The organism is Paenibacillus sp. 23TSA30-6, from assembly GCF_014858585.1.
Taxonomy (GTDB): domain Bacteria; phylum Bacillota; class Bacilli; order Paenibacillales; family Paenibacillaceae; genus Paenibacillus.
This window is the reverse complement of sequence record NZ_SLTL01000010.1, coordinates 16,827-33,531: the sequence shown is the minus strand read 5'-3', so window position 1 is coordinate 33,531 and position 16,705 is coordinate 16,827. Positions and strand designations below refer to the sequence as shown.

General features: G+C 46.2%; 15 protein-coding genes. All 15 read right to left on the bottom strand.

The features are described from left to right. Positions 1-5: 5 nt before the first annotated feature. Positions 6-1,025, bottom strand: a complete 1,020-nt coding sequence (locus E0698_RS11295; RefSeq protein ID WP_134913295.1) for a ThiF family adenylyltransferase — start codon at positions 1,023-1,025, stop codon at positions 6-8. Beyond that, complete coding sequence (locus E0698_RS11290; RefSeq protein WP_044647996.1) at positions 1,018-2,172, bottom strand: nitrate/nitrite transporter; 1,155 nt, start codon at positions 2,170-2,172, stop codon at positions 1,018-1,020. The genes E0698_RS11295 and E0698_RS11290 overlap by 8 nt, the downstream gene beginning before the upstream one ends. A 167-nt stretch (positions 2,173-2,339) precedes the next feature. After that, the gene (locus E0698_RS11285; RefSeq protein ID WP_192511713.1) at positions 2,340-2,870 is read right to left on the bottom strand and encodes a hemerythrin domain-containing protein; all 531 of its coding nucleotides are present in this window, start codon (positions 2,868-2,870) and stop codon (positions 2,340-2,342) included. 22 nt (positions 2,871-2,892) lie between these two features. Continuing rightward, entirely contained in the window at positions 2,893-3,540 is a 648-nt protein-coding gene (locus tag E0698_RS11280; protein WP_023989699.1) for a response regulator transcription factor, read from the bottom strand. Between the two features lie 7 nt (positions 3,541-3,547). Further along, complete coding sequence (locus E0698_RS11275; RefSeq protein ID WP_192511607.1) at positions 3,548-4,612, bottom strand: ATP-binding protein; 1,065 nt, start codon at positions 4,610-4,612, stop codon at positions 3,548-3,550. A gap of 1 nt (position 4,613) precedes the next feature. Beyond that, complete coding sequence (locus E0698_RS11270; RefSeq protein WP_044647999.1) at positions 4,614-5,066, bottom strand: GAF domain-containing protein; 453 nt, start codon at positions 5,064-5,066, stop codon at positions 4,614-4,616. A 45-nt stretch (positions 5,067-5,111) separates the two neighbouring features. Beyond that, the gene (gene narI, locus E0698_RS11265) at positions 5,112-5,795 is read right to left on the bottom strand and encodes a respiratory nitrate reductase subunit gamma (RefSeq protein ID WP_082067264.1); all 684 of its coding nucleotides are present in this window, start codon (positions 5,793-5,795) and stop codon (positions 5,112-5,114) included. Further along, the gene (gene narJ / locus E0698_RS11260; protein WP_192511712.1) at positions 5,795-6,361 is read right to left on the bottom strand and encodes a nitrate reductase molybdenum cofactor assembly chaperone; all 567 of its coding nucleotides are present in this window, start codon (positions 6,359-6,361) and stop codon (positions 5,795-5,797) included. Before narJ ends, narI begins: the two co-directional genes overlap by 1 nt. Next, a complete protein-coding gene (narH, locus tag E0698_RS11255) occupies positions 6,354-7,931 on the bottom strand; it encodes a nitrate reductase subunit beta (RefSeq protein ID WP_028542275.1) in 1,578 nt (525 codons plus the stop codon). Before narH ends, narJ begins: the two co-directional genes overlap by 8 nt. Beyond that, positions 7,921-11,595, bottom strand: coding sequence for a nitrate reductase subunit alpha (locus E0698_RS11250; protein WP_192511606.1), 3,675 nt, complete (start codon positions 11,593-11,595; stop codon positions 7,921-7,923). The genes narH and E0698_RS11250 overlap by 11 nt, the downstream gene beginning before the upstream one ends. A gap of 198 nt (positions 11,596-11,793) precedes the next feature. Then, complete coding sequence (gene modB, locus E0698_RS11245) at positions 11,794-12,471, bottom strand: molybdate ABC transporter permease subunit (RefSeq protein ID WP_149093831.1); 678 nt, start codon at positions 12,469-12,471, stop codon at positions 11,794-11,796. Continuing rightward, entirely contained in the window at positions 12,468-13,319 is an 852-nt protein-coding gene (gene modA / locus E0698_RS11240) for a molybdate ABC transporter substrate-binding protein (RefSeq protein ID WP_149093830.1), read from the bottom strand. The genes modB and modA overlap by 4 nt, the downstream gene beginning before the upstream one ends. A gap of 29 nt (positions 13,320-13,348) precedes the next feature. Continuing rightward, entirely contained in the window at positions 13,349-14,068 is a 720-nt protein-coding gene (ric, locus tag E0698_RS11235; protein ID WP_192511605.1) for an iron-sulfur cluster repair di-iron protein, read from the bottom strand. Positions 14,069-14,177: 109 nt separating this feature from the next. Beyond that, entirely contained in the window at positions 14,178-15,599 is a 1,422-nt protein-coding gene (gene hemG, locus E0698_RS11230; protein WP_192511711.1) for a protoporphyrinogen oxidase, read from the bottom strand. Beyond that, the gene (locus tag E0698_RS11225) at positions 15,583-16,698 is read right to left on the bottom strand and encodes a TIGR04053 family radical SAM/SPASM domain-containing protein (protein WP_192511604.1); all 1,116 of its coding nucleotides are present in this window, start codon (positions 16,696-16,698) and stop codon (positions 15,583-15,585) included. Before E0698_RS11225 ends, hemG begins: the two co-directional genes overlap by 17 nt. Positions 16,699-16,705: the final 7 nt, after the last annotated feature.

The window sequence follows — 16,705 nt, the reverse complement described above, 5'->3', positions numbered from 1 at the left end:
CTCATTTAACCGAACAGCTGATGATATAGTTTTTGACCGTTGGCAACACTTCGTACACCGTGTATGAGAAGCCTTCCGTTTTTGAATAAAATCATTCGATGCTTAAAAGCATAAAATTCAACGAAATAAGGAGTTCTTTTTACGCTATCTGCTATAAGCCTGCCCATTTTCTCTGCATCATCGAGCGTGATCGGACGATGGGGGTCTGGAAGAACCTGTACCACATCCCGTCCGCACAGAGCAGCATACGCCGAGCGACGTGATGCCGTCAGTGCAGGAAACGTAGGATATTCTCCACAGGTTGGACAATCTTGGTTACGGATGCGGGAAATCCCTATGTCCATCTGCGTGTTCTCCCATAGATCAAATAGATGAACCTTGCGGCGCATCTTATCATGTCTGCCGCTCAGCCACTTCATGGCTTCTGCACATTGGAGGGCGGCTGTCACCTGGACTGCAGGCGAGATGATTCCAGCCGTATCGCAGGTCTGATTGATCGCAGGCAGCGATGGCAGAAGGCAGCGTAAACAAGCAGACTCGCCCGGCACGAATGGAAAAACAACGCCTGTGCTTCCAACACAGGCTCCGTAAATCCATGGAATTCCTGCCTTCAGTGCAGCATCGTTGATAAGCAGACGAGTTTCGAAATTGTCCGTAGCATCCATCAGCAATATACTTTTGCTAGCAAGTTCTTGAACAAGCTCGGCATCCAAATTATCGAGATATGTGTACAACCGCACGTCTTCTCGTATGGCTTTCAGCCTTTTTTCGGCTGCCATAACCTTAGGCTGCATTTCCGCGGCGTCCTGCTCCGTGAACAGTTGCTGACGTTGCAGATTCGACATCTCTACATAATCCCTGTCAACAAGATGAAGCTCCCCAACGCCCGCTCTTACCAGTGTTTCGGCAATGGCGGAACCCAGTGCCCCGCAACCAATAATGGTGACGACAGCAGCGGATAGATTACGCTGCCCTTCGCCACCAATAGGTCTAAATAAGATTTGTCTGGAATAACGCTCATTCATTAGATTGTGTCCCTTGATAATACAGCCATATGACGAGGATCAGGCTAGCCAGCGCCACTTGGGAGAGTAGCATGAATCCAATGGAATAATGGCCAGTAACGGCATGAATCGTCGACAACAAGATCGGAGGGAAAAAGCCACCGAGACCGCCCATCATGGATACAATTCCGTTAACTATACCTGCTTGTTTATTAAAATAAAATGGAACTAGCTTGAAAATGACGCCGTTCCCCACTCCAGCACATACAGCGATCGCCAAGCAGCCTACTGCATAAAGGGTGATCCCTGGTGAAAAAGCCAAAAGAATCGCAGCGACCGTATAAACAGAGAACGTGCCTACCAGCAGGAACAGAGGCTGAAACCGATCCGCCAGCCAGCCACCGATGGGACGGAAGAAAGTAGCAATCGCAATGAAGCCTGCTGTACGCATCCCTGCATCCACTTTGGTCAGTTCAAAATTTGATACCAGGAAATTCGGCAAGTACACCGTGAACGCTACAAATGAGCCAAATGTAATAAAATAAAAGAGCGAGAAAAACCAAAGCTTCTCATTTTTGTAAACTCCTTTAATTTGTTCCATAATGGGCGTCTTTACTTTAGCTTCATGACGGTCCCCTAAGAGAAAATTCAAAACGATAAAAACAAGCAGCAGAATGAGATACAGCTTCACTGTAGGGGCCCAGCCAATTTGGGTAGCCACAATAGGGGCCGAGAAGGTAGTGATGGCTGTTCCCAAATTTCCTATACCATACATCCCATTTACAAACCCATGCTTTTCCTTTGGGTAATACTTCGGCAGCGAAGTCACCCCAACCGAGAACACAGCTCCTCCAATCCCAAGGAACAAGCCACCGATAATTAAATCCATCATCGTAGAAGCTTCACTGATATAGTAGACGGGAAACAGAAGCAAAATAAAGCTAACGAGAAAAACGATTCTTGCTCCGAAGATGTTGGCATAATAACCAAGCGGAATGCGCAGAATCGAACCAAGTACGACCGGAATCGCCGTGACCATGGCCAATTTTCCGGGTGGAATAGCAATATCCTCCGTAATGAACGGCATAAGAGAAGAAATGATAACCCATACCATGAATCCAAGAATCAAGTTCAATGTTTGTAACGGCAACTGCATTTTTCTAATCATTTAACTCACCTTTTCAACGTTTTTTCTGTCGAATTATTGTTTTGAATTTTCTGTCCCCATTGTAGCCGCTAGCCGATCAGTTCGAATATAGGGGACTCCCCTTTACCTGGCAGGGGACTCCCTGAAAATATAAAAAAGCCGCTTCTATAGGAAGCGGCTTGGTCAGTTCAAGAGATAAGCGTATTTAATTTGTCACATAACTTGGTCAGATCATTCCGATTGATCTGTTGCTCTGCCATAGGAAAAAGTACGGTTTCTTCTTTTATAAAATGTACAGTCAGGACTTCGAAGGCCTCTCCCGCGTTCTTGGTCGCCTCCTGAATTTCATCAAGCGTGAGCAAACTCAGATCGCCCTTCGTTTGATAAAGAAAATGATCGATATAGCCTTCTATTTCACGGTGCTCCTCCTGTATACCGACGAGCGGTCCCTGTTCAAAACCAATGTAGGCTCCTAACAGAGAAAAGAAGTGTTCTTCTTCCTTTTCGGTATGTTTCTTGAGGGGTACCCTAAAATCGATAATCTGCATTCTCAGTTTTTCCAGTTGCTTGCGGCCTTCTTCCAAATCTAGTATTCTGTGCTGCTCAAACCACAATACAATGGCATGCCATTCATCCATCAGATATGTTAGATATCGATGCTCATTTTCAAGAATACGCATGGCAGGTTTGGAAAAGCGCAGTTTCTCATTTTCCAGCACGCGGATTTCCTCCATTCATCGGCTAAAAATCCAGCATTTTTTTCTTTAATGCATATTGGACCAATTCAGGCCGGCTTCTTAAATTCAATTTTTCCATGATTTTCGCTTTGTTCGCTTCCACCGTCTTGACAGAGATGAACAGCTTTTCCGCAACTTCCTTGTTACCGTAACCTTTTGCGACCAGAGGCAGAATCTCCAGTTCCCGCTTGGACAGGATCTCATACGGATCTTCTGATTGTGACGTCGTATCTTTTTTGATGAACTCACGAACGAGAGAGGTGGCCATTTTAGGATGGATATAAGTCCCACCCCCATGAATGGTTCGTATAGCAAGCAATAGCTCCTCATCTGGAGCATTTTTCAAAACGTATCCTGAAGCACCATTCTTTAAAATATGAAAAAGATATTCTTCATCGTCATGCATGGTCAGAATCAGAATTTTAGTATCAGGGTGGTCCTCTTTAATCTTGCCTGTGGCGATCAATCCACTTTCGCCTGGGGGCATGCTGAGGTCCATGATTAGAATATCCGGACGATATTTAGCTACCATCGTATACGCTTCAATGCCATCCGCAGCCGTTCCGACAACCTCCATATCCGATTGGAAGTTCAAAATCATGGAAAATCCGCTTCGCACAATAGCATGGTCATCCGCTAACACAATTTTGATCAAGTCTCTATTCCTCCTCTTGGCCAATCGGAATTTGTAAAAAGACTTTGGTTCCCTGACCAACATTTGAAAGGACGCCAAAACTTCCGCCTACCAGCTCTGCTCGCTCCTGCATGCCATATAAACCTAATCCCGTTCCAATAGGATTGCTCCCCTTTTCAAAGCCAATTCCATCGTCCTCTACAGTCAAACGAAGCGTATGATCGTGCTCAGTCAAAGAAACTTTAACCATGTCTACCTGGGCATACTTCAAGGCATTGAGAACAGCCTCTTGGCAGACACGGTAAATGACCGTTTCCTTTTCACTTCCATATCGCTTTTGGGGAAGATCCGACACAAATTCAACTACAAGACCAAAGCTTTGTTCAACCCTCTTAAAGTGAGAACGAAATGCCGCTTCAAGCCCAAAATCATCAAGTGTGGCGGGGCGTAGTTCCACAGACAGGTTGCGGATATCATCCAGCAATCGCGTCATGGATGCTTCGGTCTGCTTCATGTTTTTGATGAGCTGTTCATCATTCGTCATGTATTTTAACACCCGTAGTTCAACAACCGCGCTCATCAATTCCTGGGCGACGCTGTCGTGCAGTTCCCTGGAAAGCCGTTTACGCTCATTTTCCTGCGCTTCAATGACATGCTTCATCATTTTGTTTTGATACAATTTTTCCTGCGTCTGAAATTGCGGAGTCAAGTCTCTCAACATCAACACCCGTGTTCCATGTTCAGAATCAACTGTGTGAAAAGAAGCGGCATAGGGAACCATTCCGTTGCTCTTCGTTTCCAGATACACCTGAAAAGAAGCGAAATCCTTGGATTCTGGCATATTGAAATAACAGTCAAGGCAGGTGCGGGGCTCCGTTTCGCTTGTATAGCCCCTGCATGTTCCACATAAAGCTCTGTCCTTCCCTTCATAGAGTTGAATGAGGACGTCATCGCCCACAATCTCCTCAGCTGCCGGGTTCATGGCTAGGGTATTCCCTTGTCTATCAAAAAAGAAAATGGCTTCCGTACTGTTCTCAAACAACTTCACCATTAGCGCACTCAAAGAGCCAGTCCCTACAGACAATGTCAATTCACATCACTTCCTTCCCGTTCAACTCTCCAATTCCCCTATGCGCCAAGGCTTCCAAATCACGCATCATGGCTTCGGTCATCAGCTGTTCTTCCCGAAATCCACCAAGCAGTACGCCCGCGACGCGAGCATCATTCCATAGGGGAACAGCCCCGAGACTCTTGAGCTTCTCGGATTGAACGATCGGATAGTTAAACAGGTTGTCTGCCCCCACATATTGATAAACAGATGGAATGAAAACGGATTTCCCGGTTTTAAACACGATTCCTGCTATGCCCTTACCGGATTGCAGCACAATCCGCTTAAAGCGATCATTTAAATTACCGGCTGCATTTTTCCATTTAATTACGTATTGATATTCGGCCGGTTCAACCAGAGCAAGCGCCATGAAATCATAACCGAAATGTTCGCGTATTCGCTCAAGCTCCCTTTGATAATCCATCCTATTATTCATCGCTCTCTCCTAATAGAATTAGGAAAGAAGGCAGAGCCCGCTTTCCTAATTCGATTTATGTCTTCTGTAAAGGATATAACTTCTGCGCACATAATTCAACGGAACACTCCACACATGTACAAGCCGGGTAAACGGCCAGAATGCAAAAATCGCAAAGCCCATAAGTATATGAAGCCTGAAAGACATTGGTACATCTCTCATCAGTGTCGGGTCAACACGGAATATGAATAAACCGCGGAACCAGATCGAGATCGTCTCCCGATAATCGAATTCCGGCTGTACCGCATTCGTCACGAGAGTCGCGAACATCCCCATGCATACAATGGCCAAAAGCAATACGTTTACAATCAAATCAGACGCTGTACTTAAACGGCGTACACTGCGTATTGTAAAACGACGAGAGGTAAGAATCAACATACCGAGGAACGTCATCGCTCCAAATATTCCACCAACATAAACTGCGCCAATATGATACAGATGATCGTTTACACCCAGTGCATGCATCCAGGTTTTTGGTATGCCCAGACCGGATACATGACCCATAATAACCGGGATAATACCCAGGTGGAATAAGAGACTTCCGATCATCAATTGTTTTTTTTCAATAAACTCACTTGATTTTGCTGTCCAATTGAACTGGTCGTTTCTATAGCGGAAAATATGCCCTACAATAAAGACGACCACGCACATATAAGGGAAAATGACCCATAAAAACTGCTCTAGCATCATCATTGCGCGGCTGCCTCCTGTTCTACGCAAGCTTTAAGCGTTTCGCGCAGTCCCTTCACCAGATGAAAATACGGGCTTTCCATTTTTTCCAGTGCTTTAAGCAAATGATATGTGCCGTCTTCCAAGATCGCGATTGGCATGCGGAAGTTTTCTGTCGTCTTCGGATCTTGCGACCATTCGGCGGCATACAGAAATTCACACATGAGCGGAAGGTAATCTGGCAGCTCTCCATCTGGCATTTCAAGACCGTACATCTCATATAGCACCTTTAACTTGACCAACATTTGTCCCCGTTCTTTTGCATCTTCGAATTTAAAGTAAGTCATATATAGTGCACAATTTTTTTGAAAATCAAAGGTTTCTGTATACATTTCCTGAATCTCTTCCATACTGAACCCTTGCATAAGGGACCAGAAGGTGTTCGCATACGCATATGCCGGATGGTTCGGATCAAACGATGCTTCCAGAAAAGCCGGATGAAAATCCAGCTTTTCTGGGTACATGAGTTGCTGGGCGAAAAACCCGAATGATGGCTTGCATTCATACAGCTTCGCTACATTAATCACGCCAAATACCCCCGTAGAAGTTTTCTTCATACATTTCTTTTCCAGTTTTCAAAGGCTCTTCCATGCCCATTGAACTTGCCATACTACAGCCGTCACATCCAGAGCCTGAACCCATGTTTCCCATGGTATCGCCGTAACCCGCAGATCCTTGAGCCCGGTACGGATTCGAATATCCTTCTTTATGCGATGTCGGAATGACGAAACGATCCTCATACTTGGCAATCGCCAGAAGTCGATACATCTGCTCAGTCTGCCGCGGTGTCATACCGATGCGCTCAAGACGGCTTTCATCGAAAGATTGTCCTGTGGACTGGGCACGCATATAGGAGCGCATCATAGCCATTCGTTGCAAGGATTCCTTCACGGTTTGCGTGTCGCCCGCCGTTAGCATATTGGCAAGGTACTGAATGGGGGTACGCATCTCTTCGATAGCCGGAAAGATCATATCGGGATTCTCAATCGAGTCTTTCCCTTCAAAGTAATTCATAATCGGACTAAGTGGTGGCACATACCACACCATAGGTAATGTGCGATATTCCGGATGAAGCGGGAATGCCAGCTTGTGCTCAATAGCAAGCTTGTAGACCGGCGAGTTCTGCGCTGCTTCAATCCAGTCCTCCGAGATGCCGTCTTTTCTCGCTTGAGCAATCACTGCCGGATCACTTGGATCCATGAACAGGTCGCACTGCGCTTTATAAAGTTCTTTCTCATCCTGCGTAGAAGCGGCCTCAAGCACCCGATCCGCGTCATACAGCATAACGCCGAGATAGCGAATTCGTCCTGTACATGTCTCGGAGCAGACTGTCGGCAGACCAGCTTCCACACGCGGGAAACAGAAGGTACATTTTTCTGCTTTGTTCGTCTGCCAGTTAAAGTACACCTTTTTGTATGGACAGCCCGTCATGCAATACCGCCAGCCGCGACAAGCTTCCTGATCCACGAGCACGATTCCGTCCTCATCCCGTTTGTACATGGCGCCCGAAGGACATGACGCGACACAGCTTGGATTTAGGCAATGTTCGCAAAGCCGTGGGAGATAAACCATGAACGACTTCTCAAAGTTAAATTTAATCTCTTCTTCGATTTTCTGAATATTTGGATCAAGCGGACCAGTTACATGCGCACCCGCCAGATCATCTTCCCAGTTTGGACCCCATTCCAAATCCATTTTTTCACCCGTTACCGCAGAATGCGCGCGTGCCACAGGTGAATGCTTCTGTTCGCCAGCGTTGGTCAGTTGCTCGTAATTATAAGTCCAGGGCTCATAATAATCTTTCATTTCCGGCATGTCTGGATTGTAAAAAATCTTACCCAGTGCTATCTTGGACAGCTTGTTGCCTGACTTCAGTTCCAGTTTCCCTTTGCGGAGCTGCCAGCCCCCTTTATATAATTCCTGATCTTCCCAGCGCTTCGGATAACCGATACCCGGTTTGGTTTCCACATTGTTAAACCACATATATTCCGCACCTTTGCGGTTCGTCCAGGTTGTTTTACATGTCACGCTGCACGTATGGCAGCCAATACATTTATCCAGGTTCATGACCATGGCAATTTGAGCTTTAATCTTCAAGCCAGTTAACCTCCTTCATTTTACGTACCGCAACGTACACATCACGCTGGTTGCCGATCGGACCATAATAGTTAAATCCATAACTAAGCTGAGCATATCCACCGACCATCTGAGTTGGTTTTAGATGAATTCTTGTCGGAGCGTTATGACTACCACCGCGTGTATCCGTGATTTCAGAGCCTGGCACTTGAATGTGCTTATCCTGAGCATGGTACATGAACATCGTTCCTCTTGGCATCCGGTGGCTGACAACCGCCCGGGCAGTTACAACGCCGTTACGGTTGTATACCTCTACCCAGTCATTGTCGGCAAGATCGTGTTCCTCTGCATCTTCGTTGTTGATCCACACCGTAGGACCTCCACGAAACAATGTAAGCATATGCTGGTTATCCTGATAGGTGGAGTGAATATTCCATTTACCATGCGGTGTCAGATAACGGAGCACAAGTGAATCTTGCCCGCCTTTTATTTCCCGGTCGCGAGGGCCAAACACCATTGGCGGCAGCGTCGGTTTGTAGATTGGCAATGATTCCCCAAATTGTTGGAAAATCTCATGATCAATATAAAAATGCTGTCTTCCCGTCAAAGTACGAAACGGAACGAGACGTTCAATATTCGTTGTAAATGGTGAATAGCGGCGTCCCTTCTTATTCGATCCAGTGAATACCGGTGTCGGTATAACTTCACGCGGCTGTGCCGTGATACTTTGGAAGGTGATTCTTTCCGCTGCCCGATCGGCCGAGATATCTTTGAGTTCCACACCGTGAAGCTCTTCTGCCCGCTCATAAGCCTTTTGCGAAACCCGTCCATTAGTCGCGGATGAAAGGTGAAGAATTGCATTGGCCACTTGGCGAGCTGTCTGAATTTTCGGTAGCCCGTCTTTAATGGACTCATCATAATAAACTCCATTCAACTTTTTCATTTCCTCATATTCGTCCGCCACGGAGAAGCTGACGCCATGTGCACCTGCTTTGCCGGTAATCAAATTCGGACCGAGTGAGATGAATTTATCATGAATTTTTGTATAATCGCGTTCAATAATACTGAAATTCGGCATAGTTTTACCCGGAATTGCTTCAATCTCGCCCTTCGTCCAATCCTTTACAAGACCCATCGACTGTGAAATCTCGCCTATACTGTCGTGTAAGAGCGGTGCGGTCACAAGGTCTTTATATATTCCTGGTAGGTACTCTTTTGCCATATCCGAAAAGACCTCAGAAAGCTGGCGGTAAATATCCCAGTCCGCGCGAGATTCCCACAGTGGATTAACAGCCGGGTTAAACGGATGCACGAAAGGATGCATGTCTGTTGACGATAAGTCTGTTTTTTCGTACCAAGTTGCAGCCGGAAGCACGATGTCCGCATACAATGGGGTCGTTGTCATCCGAAAATCAAGTGCAACCATCAGATCAAGCTTTCCTTCTACATCTTCTCTCCAAACGATTTCCTCAGGCTTCTGTTCTTCATTCGGCCGAGCAAGCAGGGCATCGGATGCTCCGAGTAAATGTTTCATGAAATACTCTTGTCCCTTCGCCGAACTGGAAATCAGATTTGACCGCCAAACAAAGAGTGAACGCGGGAAGTTTTCGGCTGCCCCAGGATCTTCTACAGCAAAGCGTGTCTTACGTGATTTAATCTCTTCTACAGAATGATTAATGATGTCCTCGTTGGACTTCTTGCCTAATTGTGCCGCCTCTTCAGCGAACAGCAGGCTGTTTTTATTAAACTGTGGATAAGAAGGCAGCCACCCCAGGCGCGCTGCGAGCACGTTGTAGTCTGCTGGATGTGTGTAACTAACATCCCCGCCAATCGGTGACTTCAAGCTGTCTGTTCCACTTTCTTCATAACGCCACTGCTCCGTTGCAAAGTAGAAAAATGATGTCGCATTTTGCTGCCGAGCCGCCCCTTGCCAGTCTTTTGCAAAGGCAATCGTTGACCAGCCTTCGATTGGGCGGAGCTTTTCTTGACCAACATAATGCGCCCAGCCTCCACCGTTTACACCTTGGGAAGCAGTCAACACGACCAGATTCAAGATGGATCGATAGATCGTGTCACTATTGAACCAGTGATTGATACCCGCACCCATAATAATCATGGAGCGCCCTTTAGTATCGATAGCATTTTGAGCAAATTCCCGAGCAATCTGTACCACAACTGACGCCTTCACACCTGTGATCTTCTCCTGCCAGGCAGGGGTATAATGCGAAGCTTCGTCGTAATAATTCTTGGCGTTATGAGGGCTGTCATTGCGTGCGACACCGTACTGGCTCATCATCAAATCGTACACGGTTGCTACGTAACGTTCCGAGCCATCTGCCAAGCGTACTTTTTTGGCTGGAATTACACGTTTGAACGTTCCATTACCGGCGTTATCAAAGTAAGGGAATACGACTTCTTCCCATTGCTCGCCATGACCTTCCACAGTGAGCGCGGGCTCAACCTTTGTTCCATCTTCCCGTTCCAGAATCAGGTTCCATTTCTTATCCTGCTCCCAGCGCTGTCCCATCGTACCGTTCGGGACCAGCATTTCCCCCGCCGCTTCGTCATATATGACTGGCTTCCAGTCTGCATGCGGCGATACATCCCCAAGGTCACTCGCCCGTAGAAAACGTCCACCTTTCCAGACTCCTTCGTGTGGATCAAGCAGAATCATAAACGGCATATCCGTATATTGTTTGGCATAGTTAATGAACATCGGTTCTTGGCGCTCTTTGTAGAACTCATCGAGAATAACATGCGTCATAGCCTGGGCTACGGCAGCATCTGTACCCGGATGTGGTGCAAGCCAGTTGTCAGCGAACTTCACATTCTCCGCCAAGTCGGGAGCCACTGATACGACTTTTGTTCCCTTATAACGTACTTCCGTCATAAAATGAGCGTCTGGCGTCCGGGTAAGTGGTACGTTCGATCCCCACATGATCAGGTAACCCGCATTGTACCAATCAGAAGATTCCGGTACATCCGTCTGCTCACCCCAAATTTGAGGAGATGAAGGCGGAAGGTCGGCATACCAATCATAGAAACTCAACATCTGTCCACCGAGAAGCGAAATGAATCGGGCTCCTGAAGCGTAGCTTATCATTGACATCGCCGGGATTGGCGTAAAGCCCGCGATGCGGTCGGGACCATACTTACGAATGGTATAGATGAGCTGCGCCGAGATCAGACGCAGGACATCGTCCCAAGCGACACGGACATGACCGCCTTTTCCGCGAGCTGATTTGTAGAGCTTGGCTTTCTCAGGGTCTTCTACGATGCTTGCCCATGCGTCTACTGGATTCGTATGCTCCTTAATGGCGGCTAACCAAAGCCGCAATAACTTACCGCGCATATAGGGGTATTTCACGCGTAATGGACTGTATTCATACCAGGAAAATGTAGCCCCACGCGGGCATCCCCGCGGTTCAAATTCTGGCATATCTACACCGCAGGAAGGATAATCGATCTGTTGATTTTCCCAGGTAATGATGCCGTTTTTCACAAAAACCTTCCAACTACAGGAACCGGTGCAGTTCACTCCGTGCGTCGTCCGAACCACTTTGTCGTGAGACCAACGCTGACGGTACACGTTTTCCCATTCTCTATTTTTTTCCTCAAGGATTGACCAATTTCCCGAATAGCTTTCGATCGGTTTAAAAAAGTTGAGGTTGTATTTTTTTTTCATCGATGACCAACACTCCTTTTTAGAATGAATCATCCCAACGCAAGTTCCATGGGAAGGTTCATTCGCTTACTCTCATTATGTAATTCATTCATCTCTGTTCCCATTAGGGAATGTCCTATAGCGCTACAGGAAATCCCTCGTTCTATGGAAAGATACAAAAAAGCCTCCCTCTGCTAAAGGGAAGCTTATATGAAGTGATTAATTGTTCTTTTGGCCCGTTAACAGGAGCATGATAAAAGAAATGAGTATGATAGAGCATGTCCAGGCCCAGGCCATAGGAAGATGACCAGAATCCACCGCAATATAAATGGCCGTCGGAATCGTTTGTGTTTTACCCGGAATATTTCCGGCAATCATCAGCGTAGCACCAAATTCGCCCAGACCGCGGGCAAAACCGAGTATAAAGGCGGCTTTAAAAGAAGGGAAAATTAAAGGGAAGGTGATATATCGGAAAACCTGCCATTCACTTGCACCCATCGAACGTCCCGCGTTTTCCAAGTCCCGGTCAACAGAAGACAATCCCATTCTCAGCGTCCGATAGACAAGAGGAAAAGCCACTACCACCGCTGCTATAACCCCTGCCCACCACGAGAATACAATTGGTTCTCCAAACCATTGCTCTACAAAACGTCCGAACCCGCTTTTTCGTCCAAGTAATATGAGCAATAAAAAACCAACAACCGTCGGTGGGAGTACCAAGGGCAGCATAAGCACGGTTTCAACGACCGTTTTCCCTTTAAATAATCCTAACCGCGACATGGACCATGCCACAAGCAAGCCTAATATGATTACCAGAACGCTGGATAACAGTGCAACCTGCAACGATAATCGGATAGGAGACCAATATTCATTCCAATCTATATCTTGCATGTTCACTTCGGTATGGTAAATCCATACTTAGCCATAATATTCAGAGATTCTTGCGATTGTAGGTATGCATAAAAGTCTTCGGCTTCTTGAATGTGCTTTGAAGCTTTGACAATCCCGATTGGATACTCAACAGGTGAATAGGTTTTGGGATCCACTTCAAAGGCGATTTTTGCCTTTTGTGAAGTCAATGCATCTGTTTTATATACAAATCCGACATCTGCATTCCCAGTTTCCACATATTGCAGCACTTGTCTAACGTCTTTCGCTTGAACCAGCTTGCTCTGTAACGTGTCCCAAAGCTTCGCTTTCGTCAGCGCTTCCTGTGCGTAGTTGCCCGCAGGAACACTTTCAGGAATTCCGATCGCAACTTTCTTCACTTCTTTTTTTGTTAAATCGGTTACACTCGCGATGTTCATCGTCCCGTCTGCAGGGATAACCGCGACCAATTCATTCGTCAGCCACGTTTTTTGTTTTTTCGTATCTATTAACTGCTGATCAACAAGGGACTTCATATTTTTGGTCGAAGCGGACAGAAACAAATCCGACGGCGCTCCTTGCTCAATTTGTTTTTCCAGCGCACCAGAGCCGCCGAAGTTAAAATTCAATTTGATGCCTATATGGGTTGATTCGTATGAATGCTGAATTTCTTTGAGCGCATCCGTTAAACTTGCTGCTGCGGATATGGTAAGCTCAATAGTTTCAGCCGTTTTCGAAGATGTCTGGTTGGAAGATCCGTTCTGACCCGCGCTGCCAACATTTGAATCTAGTTGTTGTTTCGTACCGCATCCTGATAATAATAAAATGATGGAAATAACCAAAACGAAAACAGTGCTACTTTTAATTAATTTTTGCAATTGGTTCGGCTCCTCATGTTAATTCATCATCAATTAATGGGTTTCGCTATTAGCTGTGCCTGTCTTGTACGTTCGATCAGTGTACAATTTTCAAGAAGAATATGATTAAAAATATCTGCTTCCAGGTCTTCTAACCGCTTCAATACGAGACGGTGCGTACCACAAGCTTCCTGCATCGGCTCAAAGCCGTTTGTGATCAAGCGCATTTCCTTCAGGAATTCCACCACCGTTTGATGCTCGTCTTGCAACTTGGATAAAGTTGGATTTAACGCATCTGCTCGTTCCACTGTTGATTCTTCTAAAAATGCTTCAATCATCGGAAACACAAGGTCCTCCTCATTTTGAATATGTTCCGATAATTCCTGTTTAAGCAAGGTGAACAGTTCATTAACTCGACTTAGATGCGGATAACGTTCGCCGTGAACCCGCGTTAGTTTGGTTACATACGGCGTTAACGCCGATAGTTCTTCCCGAAGCTTCGTATGATACTCATTTTGTATATAGGCGATTAGTTCTTTTGGTTCGAGTGAAGGAGGTTGCATTTGCTTATGCTGTGCCTGCTTTTCTTCCACTTCATGTATCTGCGTCAGCAGTTCACCAGCGTGGAGGCCTCGATTGGCTGCCGCTTCACGGAGAGATATTTTCCCTCCACAGCAGAAATCAATCCTCAGTTTGCGGAACAGATCTCCCGTTTTGGGTACTGCTTTCACAATGTCCGCCACCCATGTTTCTTCCGTTAACTGGCTCATCTTCCATTCCTCCATCTTACTTCGATTTTATACTTAACTTTCATTCTACGTCTCCCTTAAAGCTGAACCAATCAGGGGGTTCCCTCTTTCACTAGTGGAAAGAGCCTGATTATAAAAAATCAGAAAGCAACTGTTCAGCCGCTTCTTTCCCTTGAGCGATGCAATCTGGAATTCCAACGCCCCCATAGCCGGCACCACATAGAAAAACACCCGGTAAATCCTGTGCGAAGTCCTGCCTTATCTTCGCCATATGCTCTTTGTGTCCAATTGGATATTGCGGCATAGATCGATCACACCTACTGACTTCGGCGAATTCTGGTTCCGCATCCAGGCCCATTAAATCTTTCAAATCTTTACGCGCGGCATCCACAAGTTGATCGTCTGTCATCTGAATCCACTCCTGTGCACCTGCATGTCCGATATAGGTCCGTAAAAGCGTATATCCTTCAGGAGCAGTATGGCTCCACTTCGTCGAAGACCAAGTACATGCCGTAATCTTTTTGCCTTCTTTGCGGGGGACTAAAAATCCCGTTCCCTCAAAAGCAAGATTAAGATCTGTGTTTTTATAAGCAAGAGCAATATTGGCTACGGAAACATAGTGAATCTTGTGTAACCAGCTAGCGCTTGCAACGCCGGAGAATAATGTAGCCGCTCCAAAAGCTGGAATAGCGCAGATCACCGCATCCGCATCTATTCTTTGTCCATGTTCTAAAATGACCTGATAACCGCTTTCTTTCCTTACTTCAACTACACCTTGCCCCATAACAAAACGTACGGTATCCAGCCTTTCCTTTAGTCGCTCCACGATCGTAGATAATCCTAGCCGATAAGAAAGAAACATACTTTTCTTAGCGATATCCGGCAGTTTGTCTTGTACAGCCGACTTTCTTCCCGCCCCTTTAGACATACCCTTAATCAGACTTCCATGCTTTTGTTCCATTAGTTTAAATTGAGGGAAGGTTGACATGAGGCTCAGGGAATGTGTATCCCCAGCGTAAATTCCAGACAGCAGAGGTTCAGTAATCTGATCCAGAACTTCTTTGCCGAGACGCCGCTTGATAAAATCACCTAGAGATTCGTCCGCATCACCTTTCTTCGCTGGAATGATTAAATCCAGGGCTGCCCGTGCTTTTCCCAGCGGAGAAATAAGCCCTGTCCGAATGAAAGGAGTGAGCTTTGTTGGAATGCCCAGAATGAAGCCCATCGGCATCGTATGAAGTTTGCCCTTATGCAAAATGCAAGCAGATTTGGCTTTCGGGTTTGTCGATACCAGCTCTGCTTCCAGCCCCAACTCCATAGTCAGATCCAATATTGCCGTCTTTCTGGCCAAGAAAGCATCTGGTCCTTTTTCGATCATAAAATCGTTTTGGCGAACGGTTTGCAGCTTTCCTCCCAGACGTTCACTTTTCTCCACCAGTGTAATTTCCACTTCAAGCTGCCTATCCTCAGCCAGTTTTTTCACATAAAAGGCAGCACTTAAACCGCTTATTCCTCCACCGAGAATAACGACTTTTTTAGAACTTTTTTTCATGAAAACACTTTTCCTCTCCAACCCCGGGGATATAAGCGCAATAAGGGTCACTCTCCAAATAGTCTCCTGTTATTGCAAAAGCCCTTGCTCTAGAGCCCCCACAGACGGCCTTGAATTCACAGACTCCACATTTACCTTTAAGTAGGGACTTATCTCTAAGATTCATCATGATCGGAGAGTTGCGATAAATATCTGCCAGGCTATCGTTTCGTACATTCCCGCACATAAGAGGCAGAAAACCGCTCGGGTATACCTCGCCGATATGACTAATAAAAACAAATCCATCTCCATCATTTACGCCTTTAGGAGCACGTCCTAAAACATCTGCCCTCTTTTGTCCGTCTGCTACACTGTTCTCACCTGCTTTGTGCTTTTCCTGCAGTACGACCCTCCGGTAGTGAGGAGCTTCTGTAGCCTTCACACCGTACGGCATCTGTTGCTGTATTTGATACAACCATTTCATTACGGCTTCATGCTCATCAGGAGTAATCATATCTTTCTCCATGCCACGTCCGGTTGGAACAAGGAAAAATAAACTCCATAACACGGCCTGCATTTCCTTTACCCTTTCTGCAATTTGCTCCAGATCATGAAGATTGTACCGGGACACCGTAGTGTTCACTTGAATAGGGATATTCAGTTCCTTTAAATAACCAATTCCTCGCATGGTCGTATCGTAAGAACCCGCTGTACCCCGAAAATGATCGTGAATGTCTGCACATGAACCGTCCAGACTAAACGCCCACCGCGATAACCCAACTTGCTTTGCTTTTTCTACCGCTGTTCGTGTCACTTTAGGGGTGGCACTGGGGGTCATTGAAACCGACAAATTTTTCTCTTCAATTGCATATTGAGCCAGTTCAAACAGATCAGGACGCATTAAAGGATCTCCGCCTGTGAATACAACCAACGGATGATTCATTTCAGCGATTTGATCTATCAGCTTCTTACCTTCTTCTAGTGTCAGTTGGCGAGGATCAGGTTTGTACTGAGCTTCCGCTCTACAGTGAAGGCACTTTAAAGCACAAGCTCGTGTAACCTCCCAGATGACTATAAACGGATCTGTATGATAATCACGCGGCGTTTTCAAAGATATCATTGATGTC

Bases quoted from the DNA above. Each gene is read 5' to 3' on its own strand.
- E0698_RS11295 (WP_134913295.1), bottom strand. From the start codon at position 1,025: ATGAATGAGCGTTATTCCAGACAAATCTTATTTAGACCTATTGGTGGC.
- E0698_RS11290 (WP_044647996.1), bottom strand. From the start codon at position 2,172: ATGATTAGAAAAATGCAGTTGCCGTTACAAACATTGAACTTGATTCTT.
- E0698_RS11270 (WP_044647999.1), bottom strand. From the start codon at position 5,066: ATGAATAATAGGATGGATTATCAAAGGGAGCTTGAGCGAATACGCGAA.
- narI (WP_082067264.1), bottom strand. From the start codon at position 5,795: ATGATGCTAGAGCAGTTTTTATGGGTCATTTTCCCTTATATGTGCGTG.
- E0698_RS11250 (WP_192511606.1), bottom strand. From the start codon at position 11,595: ATGAAAAAAAAATACAACCTCAACTTTTTTAAACCGATCGAAAGCTAT.
- ric (WP_192511605.1), bottom strand. From the start codon at position 14,068: ATGAGCCAGTTAACGGAAGAAACATGGGTGGCGGACATTGTGAAAGCA.
- hemG (WP_192511711.1), bottom strand. From the start codon at position 15,599: ATGAAAAAAAGTTCTAAAAAAGTCGTTATTCTCGGTGGAGGAATAAGC.
- E0698_RS11225 (WP_192511604.1), bottom strand. From the start codon at position 16,698: ATGATATCTTTGAAAACGCCGCGTGATTATCATACAGATCCGTTTATA.